18 protein-coding genes and 2 tRNA genes are annotated in these 24,070 nt (G+C 55.9%); 12 read left to right on the top strand and 8 right to left on the bottom strand.

What is annotated here, in order from left to right; all coding sequences use genetic code 11:
* Window positions 1-93: 93 nt before the first annotated feature.
* Both yoeI and ACOTX2_RS01675 read left to right on the top strand, forming a co-directional pair.
* Window positions 94-156, top strand: coding sequence for a membrane protein YoeI (gene yoeI / locus ACOTX2_RS01680; protein ID WP_099458931.1), 63 nt, complete (start codon window positions 94-96; stop codon window positions 154-156).
* Window positions 146-1,504: an APC family permease gene (locus ACOTX2_RS01675; protein ID WP_022648602.1), complete on the top strand. Its 1,359-nt coding sequence runs from the start codon at window positions 146-148 to the stop codon at window positions 1,502-1,504. Before yoeI ends, ACOTX2_RS01675 begins: the two co-directional genes overlap by 11 nt.
* 129 nt (window positions 1,505-1,633) lie before the next feature.
* On the opposite strand, the gene sbcB is transcribed toward ACOTX2_RS01675, so the two are convergent.
* The gene (gene sbcB / locus ACOTX2_RS01670; RefSeq protein WP_400175058.1) at window positions 1,634-3,070 is read right to left on the bottom strand and encodes an exodeoxyribonuclease I; all 1,437 of its coding nucleotides are present in this window, start codon (window positions 3,068-3,070) and stop codon (window positions 1,634-1,636) included.
* A 191-nt stretch (window positions 3,071-3,261) separates the two neighbouring features.
* Here sbcB and dacD point away from each other — a divergent pair, with 191 nt between their 5' ends.
* The 4 genes from dacD to ACOTX2_RS01650 all read left to right on the top strand — a co-directional run bounded on the left by dacD (window position 3,262) and on the right by ACOTX2_RS01650 (window position 6,659).
* Window positions 3,262-4,434, top strand: coding sequence for a serine-type D-Ala-D-Ala carboxypeptidase DacD (dacD, locus tag ACOTX2_RS01665; protein WP_139153925.1), 1,173 nt, complete (start codon window positions 3,262-3,264; stop codon window positions 4,432-4,434).
* Window positions 4,435-4,552: 118 nt separating this feature from the next.
* Window positions 4,553-5,026 (top strand): DNA gyrase inhibitor SbmC, encoded by a 474-nt coding sequence (sbmC, locus tag ACOTX2_RS01660; protein WP_063146273.1) that lies wholly within the window; start codon window positions 4,553-4,555, stop codon window positions 5,024-5,026.
* 91 nt (window positions 5,027-5,117) lie between these two features.
* Entirely contained in the window at window positions 5,118-6,176 is a 1,059-nt protein-coding gene (locus ACOTX2_RS01655; protein WP_022648598.1) for an FUSC family protein, read from the top strand.
* Window positions 6,177-6,323: 147 nt separating this feature from the next.
* Complete coding sequence (locus ACOTX2_RS01650) at window positions 6,324-6,659, top strand: DUF496 family protein (RefSeq protein WP_000450410.1); 336 nt, start codon at window positions 6,324-6,326, stop codon at window positions 6,657-6,659.
* Between the two features lie 136 nt (window positions 6,660-6,795).
* On the opposite strand, the gene ACOTX2_RS01645 is transcribed toward ACOTX2_RS01650, so the two are convergent.
* Window positions 6,796-6,871: transfer RNA gene (locus tag ACOTX2_RS01645), tRNA-Asn, on the bottom strand.
* 226 nt (window positions 6,872-7,097) lie between these two features.
* On the opposite strand from ACOTX2_RS01645, the gene emmdR reads away from it, so the two are divergent.
* Window positions 7,098-8,516 carry a multidrug efflux MATE transporter EmmdR gene (emmdR, locus tag ACOTX2_RS01640; protein WP_063147746.1) on the top strand — a complete coding sequence of 473 codons (1,419 nt, stop codon included), beginning with the start codon at window positions 7,098-7,100 and terminating at the stop codon, window positions 8,514-8,516.
* Window positions 8,517-8,619: 103 nt separating this feature from the next.
* Window positions 8,620-8,695, top strand: a tRNA-Asn gene (locus ACOTX2_RS01635).
* 143 nt (window positions 8,696-8,838) lie between these two features.
* Here ACOTX2_RS01635 and ACOTX2_RS01630 read toward each other — a convergent pair.
* The 3 genes from ACOTX2_RS01630 to shiA all read right to left on the bottom strand — a co-directional run bounded on the left by ACOTX2_RS01630 (window position 8,839) and on the right by shiA (window position 13,474).
* On the bottom strand, window positions 8,839-10,611 hold the full coding sequence (locus tag ACOTX2_RS01630; protein ID WP_063147747.1) for an aminopeptidase P family protein: 1,773 nt from the start codon (window positions 10,609-10,611) through the stop codon (window positions 8,839-8,841).
* 15 nt (window positions 10,612-10,626) lie between these two features.
* Window positions 10,627-12,081, bottom strand: coding sequence for an AMP nucleosidase (locus ACOTX2_RS01625; protein ID WP_022648595.1), 1,455 nt, complete (start codon window positions 12,079-12,081; stop codon window positions 10,627-10,629).
* Window positions 12,082-12,157: 76 nt separating this feature from the next.
* Window positions 12,158-13,474: a shikimate transporter gene (gene shiA, locus ACOTX2_RS01620; RefSeq protein WP_063147748.1), complete on the bottom strand. Its 1,317-nt coding sequence runs from the start codon at window positions 13,472-13,474 to the stop codon at window positions 12,158-12,160.
* A gap of 256 nt (window positions 13,475-13,730) precedes the next feature.
* Between shiA and pagP the strand changes: the two genes are divergently transcribed.
* Entirely contained in the window at window positions 13,731-14,306 is a 576-nt protein-coding gene (pagP, locus tag ACOTX2_RS01615) for a lipid IV(A) palmitoyltransferase PagP (protein ID WP_023300518.1), read from the top strand.
* Here the strand turns inward: pagP and ACOTX2_RS01610 are convergent.
* The 3 genes from ACOTX2_RS01610 to ACOTX2_RS01600 are packed head-to-tail and all read right to left on the bottom strand — an operon-like array spanning window position 14,303 to window position 19,412.
* Window positions 14,303-15,226 carry an acyltransferase gene (locus tag ACOTX2_RS01610; protein ID WP_160863192.1) on the bottom strand — a complete coding sequence of 308 codons (924 nt, stop codon included), beginning with the start codon at window positions 15,224-15,226 and terminating at the stop codon, window positions 14,303-14,305. The genes pagP and ACOTX2_RS01610 overlap by 4 nt on opposite strands.
* A 38-nt stretch (window positions 15,227-15,264) precedes the next feature.
* Window positions 15,265-18,327, bottom strand: a complete 3,063-nt coding sequence (locus tag ACOTX2_RS01605; protein ID WP_063147749.1) for an efflux RND transporter permease subunit — start codon at window positions 18,325-18,327, stop codon at window positions 15,265-15,267.
* Window positions 18,327-19,412: an efflux RND transporter periplasmic adaptor subunit gene (locus ACOTX2_RS01600; RefSeq protein WP_063147750.1), complete on the bottom strand. Its 1,086-nt coding sequence runs from the start codon at window positions 19,410-19,412 to the stop codon at window positions 18,327-18,329. The genes ACOTX2_RS01605 and ACOTX2_RS01600 overlap by 1 nt, the downstream gene beginning before the upstream one ends.
* A 472-nt stretch (window positions 19,413-19,884) precedes the next feature.
* On the opposite strand from ACOTX2_RS01600, the gene ACOTX2_RS01595 reads away from it, so the two are divergent.
* From ACOTX2_RS01595 to ldtA, 3 genes are all read left to right on the top strand, one after another.
* Window positions 19,885-20,316 carry a universal stress protein gene (locus ACOTX2_RS01595; RefSeq protein ID WP_023300514.1) on the top strand — a complete coding sequence of 144 codons (432 nt, stop codon included), beginning with the start codon at window positions 19,885-19,887 and terminating at the stop codon, window positions 20,314-20,316.
* Window positions 20,317-20,363: 47 nt separating this feature from the next.
* The gene (locus tag ACOTX2_RS01590; protein WP_038416342.1) at window positions 20,364-23,057 is read left to right on the top strand and encodes a cation-transporting P-type ATPase; all 2,694 of its coding nucleotides are present in this window, start codon (window positions 20,364-20,366) and stop codon (window positions 23,055-23,057) included.
* Window positions 23,058-23,119: 62 nt separating this feature from the next.
* The gene (gene ldtA / locus ACOTX2_RS01585; RefSeq protein ID WP_063147751.1) at window positions 23,120-24,052 is read left to right on the top strand and encodes a L,D-transpeptidase; all 933 of its coding nucleotides are present in this window, start codon (window positions 23,120-23,122) and stop codon (window positions 24,050-24,052) included.
* Window positions 24,053-24,070: the final 18 nt, after the last annotated feature.

Genomic DNA, 24,070 nt, shown 5'->3' with positions numbered 1-24,070 from the left:
GTACGAAACGAAACTAAAAACCAAGAGGCCGGGCTTCGTACCGGATAGATATTTACTAAAATCCGACAGTTGTTGTCGCTGAGGAAGAAAGAAATGGGGCAATTTTTCGCTTACGTGGCGGTTATCACCGTAAAGGAGAATAACTATGTCGCATAACGCAACTCCAAACACCTCTCGCGTGGAATTACGTAAAACGCTTACGTTGATTCCGGTTGTTATGATGGGCCTTGCCTATATGCAACCGATGACGCTGTTCGATACATTCGGTATCGTATCAGGCCTTACTGACGGTCACGTTGCAACGGCGTACGCCTTTGCGCTGGTCGCCATTCTCTTTACAGCGCTGAGCTACGGTAAACTGGTTCGCCGTTTCCCGTCCGCAGGCTCTGCGTACACCTATGCTCAGAAATCCATTAGCCCGGCTGTTGGCTTTATGGTGGGCTGGTCATCACTGCTGGACTACCTGTTCATGCCGATGATCAACATTCTGCTGGCAAAAATTTACTTCGAAGCGCTGGTACCTTCCGTACCGTCGTGGATCTTCGTTGTAGCGCTGGTGGCCTTTATGACCATCTCTAACCTGCGCAGCATCAAGACCGTGGCTAACTTCAACACCCTGATCGTGATCCTTCAGATGGGGATTGTTGCGGTTATCGTTGGGCTGATCATCTACGGCGTTTCCCACGGTGAAGGCGCAGGTACGCTGACCAGCACCCGTCCGTTCTGGTCTGAAGGTGCGCACGTTGTGCCGATGATCACCGGGGCGACTATCCTGTGCTTCTCGTTCCTGGGCTTCGACGGTATCTCTTCTCTGTCTGAAGAGACCAAAGATGCCGAGCGCGTGATCCCGAAAGCGATTTTCCTGACCGCGCTGATTGGCGGCCTGATCTTCATCGGTGCGTCTTATTTCTTACAGCTGTATTTCCCGGATATCTCTCGCTTTAAAGATCCGGATGCATCGCAGCCTGAAATCATGCTGTACGTGGCGGGTAAAACCTTCCAGTGGGGCGTGCTGATCTTCTCCAGCGTCACCGTACTGGCATCCGGTATGGCAGCGCACGCGGGCGTTTCTCGTCTGATGTACGTGATGGGCCGTGACGGTGTGTTCCCAACTCGCTTCTTTGGTTACGTGCATCCGAAATGGCGTACCCCGGCGTGGAACGTGCTGCTGGTGGGCGCGATTGCCCTGCTGGCGATCAAGTTCGACCTGGTAACGGCCACTGCGCTGATTAACTTTGGTGCGCTGGTGGCGTTCACCTTCGTTAACCTCTCCGTGATTTCGCAGTTCTGGATCCGTGAGAAGCGCAACAAGACGCTGAAGGACCACATCAACTATCTGGTGCTGCCAGTGTGTGGTGCCCTGACGGTGGGCGCCCTGTGGATCAACCTGGAAGAGAGCTCAATGGTTCTGGGTCTGATCTGGGGTGCAATCGGTCTGATTTACCTGGCTTGCGTAACGAAGAGCTTCCGCAACCCGGTTCCTCAGTACGAAGACGTCGCGTAAGACTGTGTCGGGTGGCGGCTTCGCCTTACCCGATCTACGGACTTCTACACCGTAGGCCCGCGTAAGCGAAGCGCCACCGGGCAAAAAAAAAGCCGGAGACATCGCCTCCGGCTTTTTTGTACCCGCTACTCAGACAATTTCTTGCGCGTACTGGAACAGCGCTTTCAGCAGCGCCTGTTTCTCAGCATTCCCTTCATACTGGCCGTAAAGCATCTCCAGCTCCTGGGCGTAGCTATTAAGAAACTCAGGCGTAAACACGTTGCGCCGATGCTGTAACCAGCGCTCCTGCTCTGCTTCATCCAGCGAGCCTGGATAGTTGCGCGCACGGTAGTTAAACATCAGCTTCTCAATACGCTTATCTGCGAAGGTGATATCCAGCGCGGGCAGGTTACGCGGGTCGGTTTGCAGCACGATGTTCATCGCCGCGCGATCGGCATCGCTGAAGAAGCCGTTATAAAGCTGCGCATCCACATTATCAGACGGCACGAACGGCTCTGCTTCGGCAAAAATGGCGACGACTTTCTCGCGCACCTGCGGGTTGTCGCGCAGCACTTTCAGGTTATCGAGGCAGTGCTGACGGTTAATCCCCAGCCGGTCGGCGTCTTCCGGGCGCAGCGTGTTGGCCTGCGCAAGCACCGGGCATTTATTGATGTGCACCAGTTTTACCGGTACGGCTGGCAGGTCACCCAGCGCCTCTTTCGGCGTATAGAGCCGTTCACGTAAGGTGTCGCTGTCGAGCTCAAGCAGCGGCGAGATATCCCCGGCAAGATCCACCATGATGACGGCGTTACGGTTGTCCGGATGCCAGGCAAGCGGCGCCACCCAGCTTGTGTTCCCGCGCCACGCACCGAACATCCCTGAAATATGCACCAGCGGTTTCATCTGCGGCACGTCAATCAGCGTCATCAGCTTTTGCTTGCTGCGATGGCTCAGCAGATACTCAAACAGGCGAGGCTGCGCGGTTTTTACGAGCTTCGCCATAGCGATGGTCGCGTAGACGTCTGCCATCGCGTCGTGGGCGTTGCTGTGCTCAATGCCGTTGGCCCGCGTCAGGTGCTCGAGCCTGAAGCTCGGCAAGCCGTCGTCGTTCTCCGGCCAGTTAATTCCCTCCGGGCGCAGCGCATAGCAGGCGCGCATAATATCCAGCAAATCCCAGCGCGAATTGCGGTTCTGCCAGCTCCAGGCATACGGATCGTAGAAGTTGCGGTAGAAGATATTGCGCGTCACTTCATCGTCAAAACGGATGTTGTTGTAACCCACCACGCAGGTATTGGGCACCGTGAACAGGTCGTGGATGCGACGGGCAAATTCTGCTTCGCTAACGCCTTTATCCCGCGCTTCCTGAGGGGTGATGCCCGTCACCATCACCGCGCCCGGCTGCGGCAGATAGTCATCGGCGGGTTTACAGTAAAACACCTCGGGTTCGCCGATGACGTTAAATTCGTCATCGGTTCGGATAGCCGCAAACTGCGCCGGTCGGTCCAGCGCCGGATGGGTGCCAAAGGTTTCGTAATCGTGGAACAAAAAAGTCGGGCGCGCGGCAGAGTCAGACACCAGTAATCTCATCCTGTTAAAAATTGACGTCTCTATGGTAAACGATTGGGGTGAGCAGTCCGAATAAAAAGCACCTTCAGGCAAGAAATTTGCGAGATTTGTTCCGAAAAAATCTGCGTGCTGTCACATTTTTTTGCAATTAAGGCAGGTAACGACATCAGAACTCCCGTAAAAAGGTCATCGATTTTTACTGACCTGAGGATATACCGTTGAAACGCCGTCTGTTTATTGCTGTTTCTTTACTCGCTTCGAGTATTTCATCCGCGCTGGCTGCCGAGCCGCTGGATTTTTCACCTCAGCCGCCTGCCATCCAGGCTGGCTCCTGGGTATTGATGGATTACACCACGGGTCAAATCTTAACGGCGGGCAACGAACATCAGCAGCGTAATCCGGCGAGCCTGACCAAACTGATGACGGGGTACGTTGTCGATCGTGCTATTGATAGCCACCGCATCAGCCCCGATGACATTGTGACGGTCGGACGTGACGCCTGGGCAAAAGGCAATCCGGTCTTTGACGGTTCGTCGCTGATGTTTCTGAAGGAGGGCGATCGGGTTTCCGTGCGCGATCTCAGCCGCGGCCTGATTGTTGATTCCGGCAATGACGCCTGCGTGGCGCTGGCGGATCACGTGGCGGGCGGTCAGCCGCAGTTCGTCAGGATGATGAATGACTACGTTGAAAAGCTGAACCTGCGCGATACCCACTTCGAAACCGTACACGGGCTGGATGCACCGGGTCAGCACAGCTCCGCTTACGATCTCGCCGTACTTTCCCGGGCCATCATCCACGGCGAGCCTGAGTTCTACCACATGTACAGCGAGAAGAGTCTGACCTGGAACGGCATCACTCAGCAGAACCGCAACGGCCTGCTGTGGGATAAGACCATGAACGTGGATGGTCTGAAAACGGGACACACCTCGGGCGCGGGCTTTAACCTGATCGCCTCTGCGGTGGATGGTCAGCGTCGACTGATTGCGGTGGTGATGGGGGCAGACAGCCCGAAAGGACGTGAAGATCAGGCGCGCAAGCTGCTCCACTGGGGACAGCAAAATTTCGATACGGTGCAGATCCTGCATAACGGCAAAAAAGTGGGAACCGAACGCATCTGGTATGGCGATAAAGAGCAGATCGCGCTGGGCACGGATCAGGATTTCTGGCTGGCATTACCCAAAACGGAAGTGCCGAACATCAAGGCGAAATATGTAATGGATAAAAAAGAGCTGGAAGCGCCGATCGCCGCGCATCAGCGGGTAGGGGAGATCCAGCTGTACGATCGTGACAAGGTGGTAGCGCACTGGCCATTGGTTACGCTGGAGCGCGTTGAAAAGGGCGGCCTTTTCTCCCGCCTCGGCGATTATCTGCATCATAAACTCTAACCTTTTCGGGCAGACTGGCAGTGTTGCGAGTCTGCTCACATAATAAACACTCCTGGTTTGCCGATAATCTCGATTCTGCTTTATAGTGTATATATATACAGTAATAAACGGAGGCAGCATGGACTACAGCATCAGGCAGCAACAGAAACGTACGATCGCTGGCTTTCATCTCGTGGGGCCGTGGGAAAAGACGGTCAAGCAGGGATTTGAACAGCTGGTTATGTGGGTAGATGGACGTCATATTCAGCCGCAGGAGTGGGTGGCCGTTTATTATGACAATCCGGATGACGTACCGGCAGAAAAGCTTCGCTGCGTTACCGCCGTAACGGTAGTGGACGATTTCACTATCCCTGATAACAGCGAAGGGGTAATGCTGACCGAAATTGCTGCCGGAGAGTATGCTATTGCCGCCGCGCGCGTCGAAAATCATGATTTCGCCACCCCATGGTATCAGTTCTTCAACTCCCTGCTGGAAGACAGCAAATTCCAGATTGCGCCAAAACCCTGCTTCGAACGCTATCTGAACGATGGCAATGCTGACGGCTACTGGGATATTGAGATGTTTGTACCGGTAGAGCACAAAGTGGGATAATCCTGCGAAACGCAGGGTTTTTCAGCCGGGCGCGATCCACCCGGCTGAAAACACAGTACAATTGTGGTTTGCCGTAGAGCTGGAGACGGGTGTGCGCCCCGACAAGTCATTAACCCCTTTTGAAATTCGGTTATACAAACATTATCGCGTGGTGCACGGTTGCCGCATTGCGCTGGCGTTTGTGCTGACCTTCGTACTGGTTCGTTTGCTGGATATCCCGGAAGGAACGTGGCCGCTGATCACGCTGGTGGTGGTGATGGGGCCGATCTCATTCTGGGGGAACGTGGTCCCTCGCGCTTTCGAACGCATAGGTGGTACCGTTTTAGGCTCGGCGCTTGGGCTTATCGCCCTGAAGCTGGAGCTAATTTCATTTCCGTTCATGTTGCTGTGGTGCGCGGTGGCGATGTTTCTTTGCGGATGGCTGGCCCTCGGCAAGAAACCGTATCAGGCGCTGCTGATTGGCATTACGCTCGCCGTTGTGGTCGGCGCACCGGCGGGCGATATGACCACCGCATTGTGGCGAAGCGGGGACGTGATCCTCGGCTCGTTGCTCGCCATGCTGTTTACCGGCATCTGGCCGCAGCGCGCCTTCCTGCACTGGCGCATTCAGATGGCAAACTACGTCACGGCATTTAACCGGGTTTACCAGGCCGGGTTTTCGCCGAATCTGATTGAGCGTCCGCGGCTGGAAAAGCACCTGCAAAAAATCCTTAATGATGTGGTCAAAATGCGCGGGTTAATTACCCCGGCAAGCAAAGAGACGCATATCCAGAAAGCCATTTTTGAAGCCATTCAAACGGTCAGCCGTAATCTGGTCTGTATGCTTGAACTGCAAATCAATGCCCACTGGGCCTCACGCCCCAGCCATCTTCTGATGCTCAACGCGCATACGCTGAAAGAGACGCAGCAGATGACGCAACAGACCCTGCTGACCATCGCTCATGCACTTTACGAAGGTAACCCACAGCCGATACGGGCGAACAGCGAGCGGCTGAATGACATCGTCATCGAGCTCAAACAGCTGATGAATGAGCGTCAGGGCGACAATGTGTCGGAAACGCCCATCCACGGCTATGTCTGGCTGAGTATGGAGCTGGCGCGACAGCTGGAGTTGTTATCGCAGCTGATTTGCCGGGCACTGCGCAAATAAAAAGCGTATGTGATGCCTGCTGCTTCGATTCAGCAACAATTAGGGTTATGATGGTTTTAAACGATATACTCATTGTCATTCGCAGCCGCTGTCTGTTAAAACGGTTGCTTTAACGAATCCGAATCTCACATTATCAGGGGTGTAAAAATGGAAACTACCAAGCCTTCGTTCCAGGATGTTCTGGAGTTCGTCCGCCTGTTCCGCCGCAAAAACAAGCTACAGCGCGAAATCCAGGACGTAGAGAAGAAGATCCGTGACAACCAGAAACGTGTCCTGCTGCTGGACAACCTGAGCGACTACATCAAGCCAGGTATGAGCGTTGAAGCCATTCAGGGCATCATCGCCAGCATGAAGAGCGATTATGAAGATCGCGTTGATGACTACATCATCAAAAACGCTGAGCTGTCCAAAGAGCGTCGCGACATCTCCAAAAAGCTGAAAGTGATGGGCGAAATCAAAAACGTCGACGCTAAAGGCGAGTAATCGCACACTCTGTTGCCCGGTGGCGCTGCGCTTACCGGGCCTACAGGACCGTAGGTCGGGTAAGCGTAGCGCCACCCGACAATTTACGTGGCGCAGAAAAGCAAAAAGCCTGCTCTAAAAGCAGGCTTTTTAAATTTGGCTCCTCTGACTGGACTCGAACCAGTGACATACGGATTAACAGTCCGCCGTTCTACCGACTGAACTACAGAGGAATCGTTGTGGAGGCTTATCTTAGCGGCGAAAAAACTTTTGTCAAACCTGATCTCAGGCAAAAGTGATTGTTTGATGATTCTGTCGTCATTTTGTTGTAAATCCAAACATAATTTTATGGAAAATACTTTGCAGGATACGCATTTCTGCCCCATCATTTGAAATGGAGTTTCAACTTTCTCGTTAAGGCCCATTTTGAACGTCACCGCACCCCTGCGCCAGGCGATTATGCGCACGCCCTGGTATGCAAAACGTAAGAGTTATCGAGTTCTGTTCTGGCGTGAAATCACCCCCCTTGCTGTGCCTATTTTCCTGGAGAATACCTGCGTCCTGTTGATGGGGGTGTTAAGCACCTTCCTGGTGAGCTGGCTCGGTAAAGAAGCCATGGCCGGGGTAGGGCTGGCGGACAGTTTCAACATGGTTGTGATGTCCTTCTTTGCCGCTATCGATCTCGGTACAACGGTAGTGGTGGCGTTTAGTCTTGGGAAACTTGATCCAAAACGCGCCCGGGAGGCGGCCAGACAGTCGCTGATGATCATGACCCTCTTTTCGATCATCCTGGCGGCGGTTATCCATTATTACGGCAAAGAAATTATCGACATCGTCGCGGGTGAAGCGACAAGTGAAGTGAAGGATCTGGCGCTCACCTATCTGGAAATGACGGTGCTGAGCTATCCGGCGGCTGCCATCGCGCTGATTGGTAGCGGTGCGCTTCGTGGCGCAGGGAATACCAAAATTCCGCTGTTAATAAACGGCGGCATGAACATCCTGAACATCATTATCAGCAGCGTTTTGATTTACGGTGTCTTTTCCTGGGAGGGGCTGGGCTTTGTCGGCGCGGGATTAGGGCTGACCATTTCCCGCTATATTGGTGCGGCGGCGATAATCGGCGTACTGATGGCGGGAATTACGCCATCGCTGCGCCTGACGCTTAAAAGCTATTTCCGTCCGCTTAACTTCGCCATTATCTGGGAAGTGATGGGGATCGGGATTCCGGCCAGCATCGAATCCGTGTTGTTTAATGGTGGGAAACTGCTGACGCAGATGTTTGTTGCCGGGATGGGAACAGACGTCATCGCCGGCAACTTTATTGCTTTCTCCATCGCCTCGCTCATTAACCTGCCCGGAAACGCACTGGGATCGGCGTCGACGATCATCACCGGCAGACGCCTCGGAAAGGGGCAGATAGGGCAGGCGGAACGGCAGCTTCGGCATGTCTTCTGGCTTTCATCCATTGGACTGACGGCGATTGCGTGGGGAACTGCGCCTTTTGCCGGGCTGATGGCCTCGTTCTATACGCATGAAAATGACGTGAAAGAGGTCGTGAAGGTGCTGATTTGGCTCAACGCGGCGTTTATGCCAATTTGGGCCGCGTCCTGGGTACTTCCTGCCGGGCTGAAAGGGGCGCGCGATGCCCGGTTTGCGATGTGGGTCTCCATGCTCGGCATGTGGGGCTGCCGCGTCGTGGCGGGCTACACGCTGGGGGTAATGTTAGGTATGGGCGTTGTCGGCGTCTGGCTGGGGATGTTCCTTGACTGGGCCGTGCGCGGGGCGCTGTTCTACTGGCGCATGGTGAGCGGACGCTGGCTGTGGAAATATCCGCGAAAAAAACCGGAGCAGGAGGTTTCGGAAACGGCAAGTGCCTGACAAATGTGCGAAGTGGAGAATAAATCGGCAAACGATTGATAATCTGCATTCACCCTTTGACATCCTCAGGGCGCATCGATAATATGCGCCCCGTTCACACGATTCCTCTGTAGTTCAGTCGGTAGAACGGCGGACTGTTAATCCGTATGTCACTGGTTCGAGTCCAGTCAGAGGAGCCAAATTTGAAAAGCCTGCTTTTAAAGCAGGCTTTTTGCTTTGCTGCGTTCAGTAAAATTGTCGGGTGGCGCTCCGCTTACCCGACCTACAAAAACATCGAATCGTAGGCCGGGTAAGGCGAAGCCACCACCCGGCAAAAGCCGCACTATCCGTTCACACGAATTGGCGCCGTTGCCTCCACCAGCCACGGCCGCGCATCGCTGTCCACCCGGGGTGAAAGCGCCTCTCGTACCTGCTGGTGGTACTCATCCAGCCACTGTTTTTCTGACTCGCTCAACAGATGCAGCTCCACCTGGCTTAAATCGATTGGGATCAGCGTCAGCGAGGCAAACTTACAAAATCCCGGACGGCTTTCGACAATCTCCACCTGGTTTTCAATGCGAATACCGTGGCTATCGCCCAGGTAGTAACCCGGCTCAATGGTCATAATATTGCCCGCCACCAGCGGCCACGGGTTGACCTTTTGCGCAAAACGGTGCGGGTTCTCGTGGATCAGAAGCTGATGCCCTACGCCATGCCCGGTGCCGTGGTCGTAATCCAGTCCCAACTCCCACAGCGGACGGCGCGCAAAGGCATCCAACTGGTGCCCCTGAGTGCCGGACGGGAACTGAAGGGTAATCAGCGACAGGAAGCCTTTAAGCACTGCGGTGTAGTGCAAACGCTGCTGTGGATCGACCTTTCCCCAGGCCAGGGTACGCGTCGCGTCCGTGGTGCCGTTGCGGTACTGCCCCCCGGAATCATTCAGGTAAAAGTGGTCGTGGCCGATGGGCTTGTTGCTGGCCTCGCTTGAGTGGTAATGGCACATCGCCGCGTTACTCGCGGAAGCGGAAATGGTGGCGAAACTCGGCTCGACAAAGCCAGACTGTTGCAGGCGGAACGCAAGCTGTTTCGCCTGCACGTCAAGCTCGGTCAGCGGCATTCCCGACGCGGCCCGCTGAGGAACTTCCCGGCTCAGCCAGGCCAAGAAATTCACCCATGCCGCACCGTCCTGGTGATGACATTCACGATAGCCCGCCAGCTCCACCGGGTTTTTCGTAGCTTTCATCAGGGTGATCGGGTCGGTCTGCCAGATAATTTCCCCCTGAGGTTCAACCGCAAAGCGTAACGCCACCGGTGCGGAATCGGGATCGATCATGACCCGCTTACCCTGCGCAATCTGCCTACAGCGCGGGATAAAGGCTTCCTGAGGCGCAATCGTGAAGGCGTTCCGCACGGCATCCGGCAGCGCATTCAGCTTGCTATCATCCACAAACCATTCCACCGCACCCTCGCGGCTCAGCAGGGCAAACGACAGAGGCACCGGGCAAAAGGGGATATCTGAGCCCCGCACGTTCAGCAGCCAGGCGATATTGTCCGGCAGGGTAACGGCCAGATAATCCGCGCGGTGCTCTGCCAGCACCGCGGCGGCGCGCTGGCGTTTGGCGGCGCTGCTTTCGCCGCTGATGTCTACAGGCATCTCGCGGATAAGCCCTGCGGGGGCGGCAGGGCGGTCAACCCAGAGGGTATCGAACGGAGAGCGCGCGAGCGGTACCAGTTCGCACGGCGTGGCCGAGAGCCGCGTAAACTCTGCATTGGTCATCAGCAGCGTATCAAAGCCGATGCGCGTGCCGGCCGCAACGTTTTTCGCCAGCCACTCGGCCAGCGGCTCGTTGTGCAGATGGTGGATCTCCACCTCGTCGAGATTGACCTGTACGCGGGCCTGAACCTGATAGCGTCCGTCAACAAACAGCAGCGCTCTGTCTTTCAGTACCAGCGCAAGCCCCGCCGAGCCGTCAAAGCCCGTCAGCCAGGCCAGCTTTGCATCATACGGTGCGCAAGATTCGCTCTGCCAGGCATCGGCGCGCGGCACAATCATCCCGTCGAGCTGATTGTCCTGTAGCCACTGGCGCAGGGCCGTAAGCGGTGATGTGGTGTGCATATTGTGTCCTAAGTATCACCTAAACGGTGGCTCATTGAATGTGCGCAGCTTACGGGAATGTAGTTTGTCACCCTCTGCACGCAGTAAATCGATGGCGCGAATTCCAATCTGAAGGTGCTCTGAGATCGCCCCTTCGTAGAAACGGTTCGCCTGACCCGGCAGTTTGATCTCGCCGTGCAGCGGTTTATCGGACACGCACAGCAGCGTGCCGTACGGGACGCGGAAGCGGTAGCCCTGCGCGGCAATGGTGGCACTTTCCATATCGATCGCGACCGCACGGCTGAGATTGAAACGCAGGGCGGAGGCGGAATAGCGAAGCTCCCAGTTACGATCGTCGGTGGTGACGACCGTACCGGTACGCAGGCGCTGCTTCACCTCTTCACCCGGCATGCCGCTCACCTCTTTGGTGGCGTCGTACAGGGCGCGCTGTACTTCAGCGATACTCGGGATAGGAATGTCCGGCGGCAGAACCGCGTCAAGGACATGGTCGTCACGCAGATAAGCGTGGGCGAGGACATAATCACCAATCAGCTGGCTTTCACGCAGGCCGCCGCAGTGGCCGATCATCAGCCAGACGTCCGGGCGCAGAACCGCCAGATGGTCGCAGATGGTTTTCGCATTCGACGGGCCAACGCCGATGTTAATCAACGTAATGCCCTGACCGTCGGCGGTAACCAGGTGCCAGGCGGGCATCTGGTGCTTTTTCCACGCCAGGTCGGAGATGGCCTCTTCCGGTGCTTCGGTTTCGGCGGTGATCCAGATCCCGCCCGCGCAGGAGAGAGCGATGTAAGGGCTGTCCGGGTCAAGGATCTGGCTACAGCCCCAGCGGACAAATTCGTCTACATAGCGGGTGTAGTTGGTAAACAGTACGAACGGCTGGAAATGTTCGGCTGGGGTGCCGGTGTAGTGGCGCAGGCGTGCCAGCGAAAAATCGACACGGCGGGCATCAAAGTGCGACAGCGGTGAAAACTCTGCCGGGTGATAGATCCCGTCCGCCGTCTCATCGCCAATCTGCGACAGCTCAGTGGTCGGGAAATGGCGGGTCAGCCCCGCGCTCATGGAGCGATCCAGCGTCAGCGCTGAGCCGTCTATCACGTACGGGTAGGGGATCTCGTGCAGGGACGGTTCAACGCTGATATGCGCGCCGTAATCCTGATACAGCAGGGTAAGCTGCTCTTCCAGGTAGGGGCGGAACAGCGCAGGACGCGTGATGGTCGTGCTGTAACAGCCGGAGTGGGTGAAACGCGCATAGGCGCGGGTTTTCGGATTGCTGCTGGCGCTGCCGTCCCAGGTGACAGAGAGCGATGGATAAACAAAAAGGCCCTGGGTTCTGGCCTTTTCATCGGGAAGTTTCCCTGTTTCGATATAGTCACTGATGGCGCTGCGTAGTGCATTGACGGACTGTTCATACAGCGCGTCGAGTTTTTCCAGCGCCTGAGCCGGGGTCAGGCTGGAGCCCTTATTATTCATGTCTGTCTCCTTGTTCCACAGATGTGCGGCTATACCCGATAGTATGTCACACGCCTGTGAAACAAAAGTGAGGAGATCAGCTGTGCGCGGTTTCCTTCATCAACAGGGCGGTGGCAGCAGAAAGCAGGCAACCTGCCAGCAGATAAATCGCCACGCTATGCCAGTTCCCGCCGGAGAACGTCACCAGCGCGGCGGCGATAAACGGCGTAAACCCGCCGCCGACCACGCTCGCCACCTGATATCCCACGCCCGCGCCGCTGTAGCGGTAGCTTGCGCCAAACAGCTCGGTAAACATCGGCTGCTGCACGCAGACCACCATATCGTGAGCGATGTTCGCAAGCATGATCGCAAAGAAGACAATCCAGAAGACCGACTGGGCCTCCAGCGCCATAAAGAACGGCCAGGCGCTGAGTGTGCCGATAAGCGCCCCGGTGATATACACCCGTCGACGACCAAAGCGATCCGCCAGCCAGGCGAAGCAGGGGATGGTCAGGCAGCTGATCCCGCCCACCACCAGGCCAATATTCAGGAACAATTCCCGCGGCAGGCCGAGGTTTTGCGTGGAGTAGTTGAGGGCGAAGGCGGTGACGATATACATCGTCAGCAGTTCGCACAGGCGCAGGGCGATAATTTTCAGAAAAGCGCCAGGGTGCTGCACCAGCGCTTCCATCACCGGCAGCCGTTTTTTTGCGACCGGTTTTTCGCGCTTCTGTTGCTCAAACTCAGCCGACTCTTCCATGCCGTTACGGATCCACAGGGCCACCACGACCAGCACAATGCTGAAGATAAACGGAATACGCCAGCCCCAGCTCAGGAACTGCTCGTCTGTCGTGAGCTGGCTTATGAGCGACACCAGGCCCGTGGAGAGCAGCAGACCCACGCCATAACCTACCTGCACGCCGCTGCTGTAGAACGCTTTCTTGTTCTTCGGCGCGCTTTCCACGGACAGCAGTGCCGCGCCGCCCCATTCGCCGCCGACGGCAAAGCCCTGAATGGCGCGAAGCGTCACCAGCAACACCGGGGCCCACCAGCCAATCGATGCAAAGGAGGGCAAAATACCGATCAGCGCGGTGGCAATGCCCATCATCCAGACGGTGAGCATCAGCATGCGCTTACGGCCAAGGCGATCGCCGAAGTGGCCGAAAATTATCCCGCCCAGCGGACGAAACAGAAAACCGACGCCGAAGGTGGCAAACGCAGCAAGCGTGCCCATGGCGGGGCTGATCTGAGGAAAGAATTCACGGTTAAAGACCAGCGCAGCGGTAATACCGTAGAGCAGAAAGTCATACCAGTCGACGACGGCGCCTGCGAAGCTACCTAAAGCGGCGCGGCGGGCGCGGTTAAGCGAAGGTGTCTCCTCGTTGCGGCGAGCGGAGATGAGGGTGGAGTCCATAGTTGTCCTGTCTGTACTGATTTTTAATTATTGGTATAAGAAAAGGTCACTCACGTTGCAGCCGTCATATTGACGGAACGTATGAGACTACCGCGACAGACGGCCTGAGAAAACGTTTTTATCTTTCCTGAAAGCGCAGAATCAATAAATTTCATCTTATCGGGTCCCAATATAAATCAGCCTGTTTGGCTCCGGTTAGGGCTGAATGGTTTACAGTAATAATGATCGCTGTGTGACGTAAGCTGAGGGAATAACGATGCAACGCCTCTTTCCTGCACTCTGGGTAGTCCTGTTTTTGGTGGCTTCGCCGCTGCATGCGGAGCCAAAAGTCTACGGCGAACAGCGCATCCACCGCTGGTGGGATGCGGTAACAGACGATATTTCCCAGACCTGGGAGCAGCCGGATCGTTACGATCTCTACCTGCCGTTTCTGAGCTGGCATGCCCGCTTTATGTATGACAAAGAGAAAACGGATAACTACAACGAAATGCCGTGGGGCGGCGGACTGGGCGTTTCTCGCTACAACGACGAGGGCAACTGGAGCGCACTCTTTGCCATGATGTTTAAAGATTCACATAACGAGTGGCAGCCCGCGATGGGCTACGGCTGGGAAAAGGGCTGGTATCTGGATAACGCAAAAGATTTCCGTCTGGGTCTGGGAGCCGCCGCGGGGATCACCGCGCGCGACGACTTTGCTAACTATGTCCCGCTGCCGTTTATCTTCCCGCTTTTCTCTGCCGGATATAAGCGCGTCACCGTCCAGTTCACCTATATTCCCGGAACCTACAACAACGGCAACGTGCTGTTTGCCTGGCTGCGCCTGGGCTTTTAAAGGGTGATCACTTTTTTGGCCACTGCGTTGGACAGAATCAGCAGCGAAAACAGGACCGACGTAACAAAGGTGAGCACAATCAGAGCAAGTTTGGTGCTCAGGGACGTTACCGGAATGAGCGCCGTCAGCAGGTGAAACACCGAGTAGTGCATGATATAGACCCCGGTCATCGTTTTGCTAATGGCGGCCAGCACGGACTCTTTAAACTCCGCATTGCGGCGAAAACGTACGCCGTTGGCCGCAATCACCAGGGCAATAATCAGGATGTAGATTTGCGATCCGGTGAGGATAAAGGCGTTTCTGTCCGCTTTAAATAGCGCAAAAAAGAAATGCCGTTCGTAAAACCACGTGAAGAGATAGATAAACGGTATGGCAATCACCGCTGCCCTGACCACATTTTTGCGGCCGATCCACGCCGCAATCTGCGGATCGCAAAAGAGCTGCCCCGTCAGATAAAACAGCAGCCACGTCCACAGGCGATACTGCGGCGACAATGAAAGCACGTGGACATCAGGATAGAGGGCTGACAGCAAATCGTACCCGTATGAGAAAAGCAGCAGGGTGACAATCACCCCGCAAAACAGCGTTCGCCGCTGGCTGAGCCACTCCACCGCCGGATGAAAAGTGTAAATCACGACAAACGCGAACACGAACCAGGGCTGGATCAGATATCCGCGCTGATAGGGCTCCCACAGGTAGTAAATGGTTACCCAGAACAGAAAGACGATCACCAGGCTTTTGATCTTATCCAGCTGCCAGCGCGTGCCGTGTCGGGATTGCCCATCCAGATACCCTGCAACCACAAAAAACAACGGCGTGGCGATGGTCGAAATGAAGGTTAAAAAACCGAGGATCCAGTGATAGTCATAATCGTAATGGTCCCAGGTGTTGTAGATGGTGAAGAAGGTGACCGCTGTCATACAGCCCAGCGTCTTGATGATGTTCAGCCCTGTCGCATTCATTGTTGTTCAGCTTCGTCCTTACGATGAAAACACGCGTAAATTACGGGGAGTACCAGCAGCGTCAGGATTGTAGCAAACCCAAGCCCAAACATAATCACAACGGCCATGCTCTGGAAGAACACATCCAGCAGCAGGGGGGCGAGGCCAAGCACGGTCGTAAAGGCGGTGAGCAGGATGGGACGCAGGCGCGACGTGGCGGCGTAAACGATCGCACTGTGCTGATCCTGCTGCGCTTTCTGCTGCTCTATCTCTTCCACCAGCACAATGCCGTTGCGGATCAGCATCCCGCTCAGGCTCAGCAGGCCAATCAGTGCCATAAAGCCAAAGGGGATCCCGGTAAGTAAAAAACCGGGCGTAACGCCGATCAGCGCCAGCGGCACGGTCAGCCAGATAGCGACGGCGTTTTTCACCGAACTGAACATCAGCACCGTGATCACAAACATCACCAGATACCCGAGCGGCAGCGTGGTAAATAGCCCCTGCTGCGCTTCGCTGGAGTTCTCCGCGTCCCCGCCCCATTCGATGCTGTAGCCGTGGGGCAGAGGCAGGGCATCTATTTGCGGCTTCACGCGGGCGAGAATATCGCCGGACGTTTGCTGGCTTAGCGGGTCAGGGTCGGTCTGCACGGTCAGCACGCGCGAGCGGTCGCGACGCAGGATCAGCGGATCTTCCCACTCCAGCGCGAAGCCGCTGACGACGTTGCTCAGCGGAATATACTGCTGACGGGTCTGGCTCCATACCAGGACGTTATTCAGGTGATTGGCGTCCAGCCGTTCACTTTCCGGCGGGCGCACCACCACGGGTAACAGGTCGCTTCCTTCTCTGTACAGTCCCGCCCGGCTGCCGGAGAAATTCATCTCCAGGGCGTTATCGACGTCTTGCTTATCCACGCCAAGCTCACGTCCCAGCGCGGTGACGTACTGCGGGCGGATCACTTTGCTGCGGTTTTGCCAGTCGTTCCTGACGCTGTCCGTCGCCGGATCGCGCGTAAGAATGTTGTCTACCTGGCTGGCGATCAGACGCAGCCTGTCCGGATCGGGGCCCTTAATACGTATTTCAATGGCGCTGTCACCGGAGGGGCCAAACATCACCCGTTTCGTGCTGGCGTTAACCTGCGGGTAGTTCCGTGCAATGTACTCATCAACGTGGCGGGTCAGGGCGGGGATGTTACGCTGGTCGTCCATTCTCACCATGATTTGTGCATAGTTGCTGTACTGCCGCTGTCCGCTGTAGGTCAAAATAAATCGCATACTTCCCTGACCAATCGTCGAGACCGTAGTTTCCACGCCAGGCTGACCGTTAATGGTTTTCTCGATATCACCGGTCATCTTCTCGGTCCAGTTAATGTCGGTCCCGTAAGGGAGCCAGAGGTCGACAAAGAAAATTGGCGTACTGGATGAGGGGAAGAAGTTCTGCCGCACCGAGCCAAAGCCCCAGATGGCGGCAGCCAGCAGTGCGGCCATCACCATCAGCGTTGGCGCTTTACGCCGTAACAGCGCATTGAGCAAACCCCGGTAGATCCGATAGATGCGTTTGTCGTAGGGATCCGTTTTGTCGGCGTCTGGCGGTGCAGCGTCATGTTTAAACAGCCACCATTTAATCAGCACCGGCGTAATGGTGAGGGCTGAGAACCAGCTCAGCATCAGTGAAATCAACAGCACCTGAAACAGCGACTTACAGTATTCGCCGGTGGAGTCCTGTGACAGCCCGACGGGCGCAAAAGCCAGGATGGCGATGACCGTCGCACCCAGCAGCGGCAGCGCAGAGCGGCGAATAATCGCGTTAATGGCGTTAAGCAGGGGCGAGCCCTGCTGCCGGGCTATCAGTACCCCTTCGACAACCACGATGGCGTTATCGACCAGCATACTGAGGGCGATGATCAGCGCCCCCAGTGAAATACGCTGTAGTTCTATGCCCCAGAGATACATGATCAGCAGCGTGCCCAGCACGTTGAGCGCGAGGGAAAAGGCGATAATGAGCCCGCTGCGTAAGCCCATAAAGATCAGCAACACACCGACGACAATCGCCAGCGCCATCAGGAAATTAATGATAAATCCGTTGACGGAATGCCCGACCTCCGCCGCCTGATCGTAAAACAGGTCGATATGGATACCTGCCGGTTTCTCGGCTGACATCTGCTCAAGCTTCGCCTCCAGGGCATGTCCCACGTCGATCACGTTAACGCCGGGGATAAAGGAGACGCCCATGGTGACGGCTTTTCTGCCGTTGGCATGGTAGATGCTGGCAGGGGACGCATCCAGCCCGCGTGACAGGGTGGCAATATCCCGTAAACGGGTAGCCGCCCCAACGCCGGGCGGGGTCACTATGACATCGGACAGCTCGTCAATACTTTCGAATTCACCTGTAGGATGCAGACGAATTGACTCAGTACCGGAGGGGATCTCTCCCGCGCTGGAAACCACGTTCAGCCTGCTGAGCTGGGCAGAAAGCTGGTTAAGCGTAATCCCGCGCGCGGCCATTTTGCTCAGAGAAATGTCCACGTTAATCTGCTGGGTGAGGGCTCCGCCGATGGCCACTTTGCCCACGCCCGGCACGAGGACCAACTCCCGGCGCAGCTGCTCGGCATACCGGACCAGTTCCGGATTGCTGAATTCATCGCCGGAAATGGCAAAGAAAAAGCCGAACACATCGCCAAAATCGTCATTCACAAACGGGGTCACTACCCCCGGTGGAAACTGTCGGGCGGCATCTCCCACCCGGCGACGCAGTTCATCCCAGATTTGCGGCAGCGCATTTGAGTGGTAGCGCGAGGCTATATTGACCGTGATCTGCGACAGGCCGCTGGAGGAGATGGAGCTGACGTTATCCAGGTAAGGTAACTGCTGAAGCGCGTTTTCCAGTGGCAGGGTGACCTCTTCCTCAACCTGCTGCGCCGACGCGCCCGGATAATGAGTGATTACCACCGCCGTTTTGATGGTAAACGCCGGATCTTCCAGTCTGCCGATGTTCAACAGGGCAATAATGCCACCTACGCCCAGCAGCACAATAGTCAGCCAGACGCGAACCGGGTTGCTGATAAACTGACGAGAGATATCCATTACAGTCCCCGTTCACGCGTCCAGATACGTACCGGCTGGTTGGGATGTAACTCCCCAACGCCTGCGGCCACCACGCGTTCACCCGCCTTAAGCCCACCGACGATGACGACCCCCTCAGCGCTGACTTGCCCGACGCTGACCTTACGATCTTCCAGGTGCAACGTATCGCCTTCGCCCGTCACCACCCAGACGTGTGGCTCATTGCGCGGGCGGTTATCCGGGTTAAAGACCGCTTCAACTGGCACCACCAGCGCCTCATTGCCCACGCCCGCCGGTAGGTTGGTTAAATTGATGGTGACCGTTCCGCTTACGCCGCCCACGACGGGAAAATCATCCGGGCGGGGCATGGTTAAAATCACCTGCCAGGTCAATGTGTTGCTGTCGCTACTGCCTGAGTGCTCTTTGTACACAGCGGTAAACTCGCGACCGGGCAGGGCGTTGATCCTCACTACCGGTTTGTACTGCGCATTGCGGATATCGAAGGTGTTAAACAGGTTCTCTGGAAGGCTGAACACCACGTCCAGCAGGTCGGTACGGGTCAGGGTGACGACGGGCTGGCCGGCTGAGACGACCTGATGATTTCGCACATGTACGCTGGCCGCTGTCCCGCTAAAGGGGGCGACGAGCGTCATCTGGCTTAATTCCTCGCGAGCAATCTGTAGCGCGGCGTTTGCAGAATCGCGGTTTGCGCGCTGGACATCCATCTCGGCCTTCGACACGGCCTGGCGTCCTGCCAGGGTCTGGAAGCGGTCGAATTGCCGCTGAGCCAGGGTCGCCGCCGTTTGCCTGTCGTTCAGACGCTGCCGGGCTTCGCGATCGTTAAGACTGGCGAGCCTTTGCCCCTGTTTGACAACGGCACCCTGGCGAATGTCCAGGGTCTCAATCTGCCCGGCACGTTTGAACGCGAGATCGGTGGCGTCGCCGGATTCGATACGCGCGGGAAATACGCGCTGCTGCGCGTTGCCGGCCTTGACCACCTCTGCGACTTTTACCATTTTTGGCAGGGGCGCGGCGCGGTCGGGTTTGGGGTCGCACGCCGTCAGCAGCAATAAAACAGCAGGCAGAAGAGAGAGGTAGCGCTTCACAGTATTCCCCTGATAATAATTGTTTTATTTATTTCGTCATCAATGCTGGGGTGGCACTATTCCGCCAGGGCCGAGACGACCACATAGGTAAATAAACCGATTGCTGTGCTGGCGATAATGGCAAGCGCAATAAACAAACCAAGGCGAATCAGGCTTAAACCGTACATGCATTCCTCCATGAGGTTGAAGGTGGCGCGGGATAATGAGAATGAACGTGTTGCATGTCTGACTATGAGCATAGTCGGTGAATAAATAAATGTTAAATAACCATTATTAGTGGCATGACATACTCAGGCGAAACAAGCGATACGATAGCGTATCCCCTTTGAATAACATCCTGATATTCCTGTGCTACGTTTAATAGCATCCATTCCTTTTTTCCGTAAAAGGCATTCACGCCTGTACCCATGGGTTTGATGCGATCTCTCCTGATTCACTCACTGTTGTGTTGGTTATAAAAAGGATGCTTGATATGTATAAAACGATTCTGGTGCCGGTGGATGTATACGAAACAGCGTTGTCTGATAAAGCGCTACAGCATGCCCAATTCCTGGCGCAAAGCGCATCGGGTAATGTCCATCTGCTGTACGTTATGCCAAAGTTCTCGGCGGAACTGACCCGCGGTTTTATTGCAGACGCGAGAAAGATGGATGAATATATGATTAATAATGCTAAAGAAAAACTGGCCGCGCTGGTAAAAAAAATCAGCCTGCCGGAAGCAAATGTCCATCTACATGTTCGCAGCGGGAATATACGTGATGAGGTAATCAAACTGGCGGATGAACTTAACGTCGGCGCGATTATTGTGGGGTCGCGCAATCCCAATATTCAAACCCATTTATTAGGGTCAGAGGCGGCGAGTATCGTTCGTTATGCACATGTTCCTGTTTTCGTTATTCGTTAATGACATGAAAGCAAGGTGATTTCTGAAAAGAACCCGAGGAAGGAACGATGATAACAGAAAAGCCTCACCATCCGTATTATCAACAGACCGTTGATGAAACCCTGACAAATATCCAATCCAGCCTGGACGGACTTACCAGTGCAGAAGCCACCGCCAGACTGGAAAAATACGGTGAAAATGCCTTACCGCAAAAACCGGGTAAACCTGGCTGGCTGCGCTTTCTGGCCCATTTCAACGATGTCCTTATTTACGTCCTACTGGCGGCGGCGCTGCTGAAGCTGATAATGGGACACTGGGTGGATATGTTTGTCATTCTTGGGGTGGCCATCATCAACGCCCTGATTGGACATATTCAGGAGAGCAATGCGGAGAAATCGCTGCAAAGCATTCGTAATATGCTCTCCAGCGAGGCTGTGGTCATCCGGCAGGGCAACCATGAAACTATCCCGACGACAGCGCTGGTGCCGGGAGATATCGTGGTGATACGCGCCGGGGATCGCATTCCTGCCGACCTTCGCGTAATAGAGGCGCACAACCTGCGGGTGGAAGAAGCTATTCTTACCGGCGAATCCACGGTAGTGGAGAAAAGCAGCGATGCGCTCCACGGGGAGTTGCCGTTAGGCGACCGTTACAACCTGCTTTATTCTGGCACCACCGTCAGCTCCGGCGGGGGAAAAGGGCTGGTGGTGGCGACCGGTGGGGAGACCGAACTCGGCCATATCAACCAGATGATGTCGGACATTGAAAAACACCGTACCCCGCTGATGGTGCAAATGGACAAGCTCGGCAAGACCATTTTTATCACCATTCTGGTGATGATGCTGGCGCTGTTCGTTTTCAGTCTTATCTTCCGTGATATGCCCGTATCAGAGCTGGTGCTGTCGCTGATTAGCCTTGCGGTGGCGGCGGTGCCGGAAGGTTTACCGGCCATTATCTCTATCATCCTCTCGCTGGGCGTGCAGGCGATGGCGCGTCGCAAGGCGATTATTCGCAAGCTGCCTACCGTGGAAACGCTGGGGGCGATGACGGTGATCTGCTCGGATAAAACCGGCACCCTGACCATGAATGAGATGACGGTAAAAGCGGTGATTACCGCGGACACCACCTACCGCGTGGAGGGAGACAGCTACGAGCCGGTGGGCAATATTCACCCTGTTGACGATCCAACACCGGTAACCGTGACCCAAGGGTCTGTGCTGGAGCGCTATCTGCGCACCGTCGATCTCTGTAATGACAGCCAGCTGATCAAAGATGAGCAGGGGCTGTGGAAAATCACCGGCGGGCCTACCGAAGGCGCGCTGAAGGTGCTGGCGGCAAAAATCCCGCTTCCGCCAATTGACGCAGAATTGCGCAGTAAAATCCCATTCGATTCGCAATATAAATACATGTCCACCCTTTATCGCCTGGGCGACGAAGAGGTGATGTTAATCACCGGTGCGCCGGACGTCCTTTTCCGTCTTTGCCAGCACCAGCAGACTCAAAACGGGCTGGAGCCGTTCAACCTGCACTATTGGGAAGAGAAGATTGAAGAGTATGCGCGCGAAGGATTGCGCATGGTGGCTGCGGCCTGGAAACCGGCCGCCAGCGGGCAGCGCGAGCTGACGCATGCGGATCTGCAAGAGGGGGTCATACTGCTCGGCATTGCGGGCATGATGGATCCCCCGCGTCCGGAAGCCATTTCGGCCATTGCCGACTGCTTGCAGGCGGGCATTCGCGTGAAAATGATTACCGGGGATCATCCACAAACGGCGATGAGCATTGGTCAGATGCTGGGTATTGGCAACGCGGCGAGCGCCATTACCGGGCGCGAACTGGAGGCGATGGACGACCACCAGCTGAGCGAGGCGGCGCAAAAATACGATATCTTTGCCCGAACCAGCCCGGAAGATAAATTCCGTCTGGTGCAGGCGCTGCAAAGTAAGCAGGAAGTGGTCGGGATGACCGGGGACGGCGTGAACGATGCGCCTGCGCTGAAGCGGGCGGATGTCGGCATCGCTATGGGGATCAAAGGTACTGAAGTCACCAAAGAAGCCGCCGATATGGTGTTAACGGATGATAACTTTGCCACCATTGCCCGGGCGGTCCATGAAGGGCGTCGGGTCTACGACAACCTGAAAAAGACCATTCTGTTCGTTATACCGAGCAACATCGCCCAGGCCCTGCTGATCATTATTGCCCTGCTGGCGGGGAACCTTATCCCGTTAACACCGGTACTGATCCTGTGGATGAACATGGCAACCTCGGCAACGCTGTCGTTTGGTCTGGCGTTTGAAGCGGGTGAGAAGGACATCATGAACCGGCCGCCGCGTAAGTCTAACCTGCACGTGATGGACGGTTACGCCATCTGGCGCGTGGTGTTTGTCGGCCTGATGATTGCCATCAGCGCCTTTGTGCTGGAGGCCTGGCTGCAACCGCGCGGTTACTCGGCGGAGTTCATCCGCACCGTGTTGCTGCAAACGCTGGTCACTGCCCAGTGGTTTTACATGCTCAACTGCCGCGTCACCGACGGCTTCTCCCTGAGTAAAGGTCTGCTGGCTAACAAGGGCATATGGATCGTGAGCGGCGTACTTCTGGCCCTTCAGCTTCTGATCGTCTATGCGCCGTTTATGCAGATGTTGTTCGGTACCGAAGCGCTGCCGTTCCGCTACTGGATCATTACCTTCCTGATCGGGTTCGCAATGTTCATGATTGTTGAAGCGGAAAAAGTCCTTACCCGGAGATGGCGCACGACGAAAGGATAACTGAATGAGTAAGCTAAGCCTGCCCACCGGCAGGCTTTCTCTTTGACCGAGTACAGAACACTATGATTCGATTTGCCGCGTTCGTTTTTACGCTTTGTATACTGGTTCCCGCTGCATCTGCTGTAACCTACCCACTCCCTCCCGAGGGGAGCCGCCTGGTGGGAGCGCCGATAACTGTCACCGTACCTGAAGGCAATACCCTGCCGCTTGAAGCGTTTGCAGCGCAGCACGGGCAAGGGTTAAGCAATATGCTGGAAGCTAACCCGGGGGTAGATCCGTTTTTACCACGTGACGGTACAGCGCTGGTGGTGCCGCAACAGCTAATTTTGCCGCCAACGGTGCGTGAAGGGATTGTGGTGAACGTCGCGGAAATGCGTCTTTACTATTATCCACCCGGCAGCAACACGGTTGAGGTGCTGCCTATTGGCATTGGTCAGGCCGGGCGCGAAACGCCGCGTAACTGGGTAACCGCCGTTGAGCGCAAACAGGAAGGCCCAACCTGGTCACCCACGCCAAATACGCGACGTGCTTACGCGAAAGAGGGGAAAACGTTGCCCGCGTTCGTGCCCGCCGGGCCGGATAACCCGATGGGGCTGTATGCCCTTTATATCGGCAGGCTGTACGCGATCCACGGTACCAACTCAAATTTCGGCATTGGCCTGCGCGTCAGCCAGGGCTGCATTCGCCTGCGTAATAACGATATCAAATACCTGTTCGATAACGTTTCGGTGGGGACGCGGGTACAGCTTATCGATCAGCCCGTAAAAATGACCACCGAGCCGGATGGTAGCCGCTGGCTAGAGGTTCACGAGCCGCTTTCACGCAATCGCGCGGAATTTGAATCAACCCGAAAAGTGCCGCTGCCCATTTCGGCCGCGCAAAGGACGCAGCTGATAAGTGAAGGGGCGGGCGCTGAGCTGGAACGGCGGTCGGGGATGCCGGTGAGGCTTGCAATGCCCGGTGGCGTTGCGCTTTCCGGGCCTACAGGACCGTAGGTCGGATAAGCAGAGCGC

The sequence above is a fragment of the Enterobacter cloacae complex sp. IR5412 genome, assembly GCF_049237385.1.
Classification (GTDB): Bacteria; Pseudomonadota; Gammaproteobacteria; order Enterobacterales; family Enterobacteriaceae; genus Enterobacter; species Enterobacter intestinihominis.
This window is presented reverse-complemented; position numbering and strand designations above follow the sequence as displayed.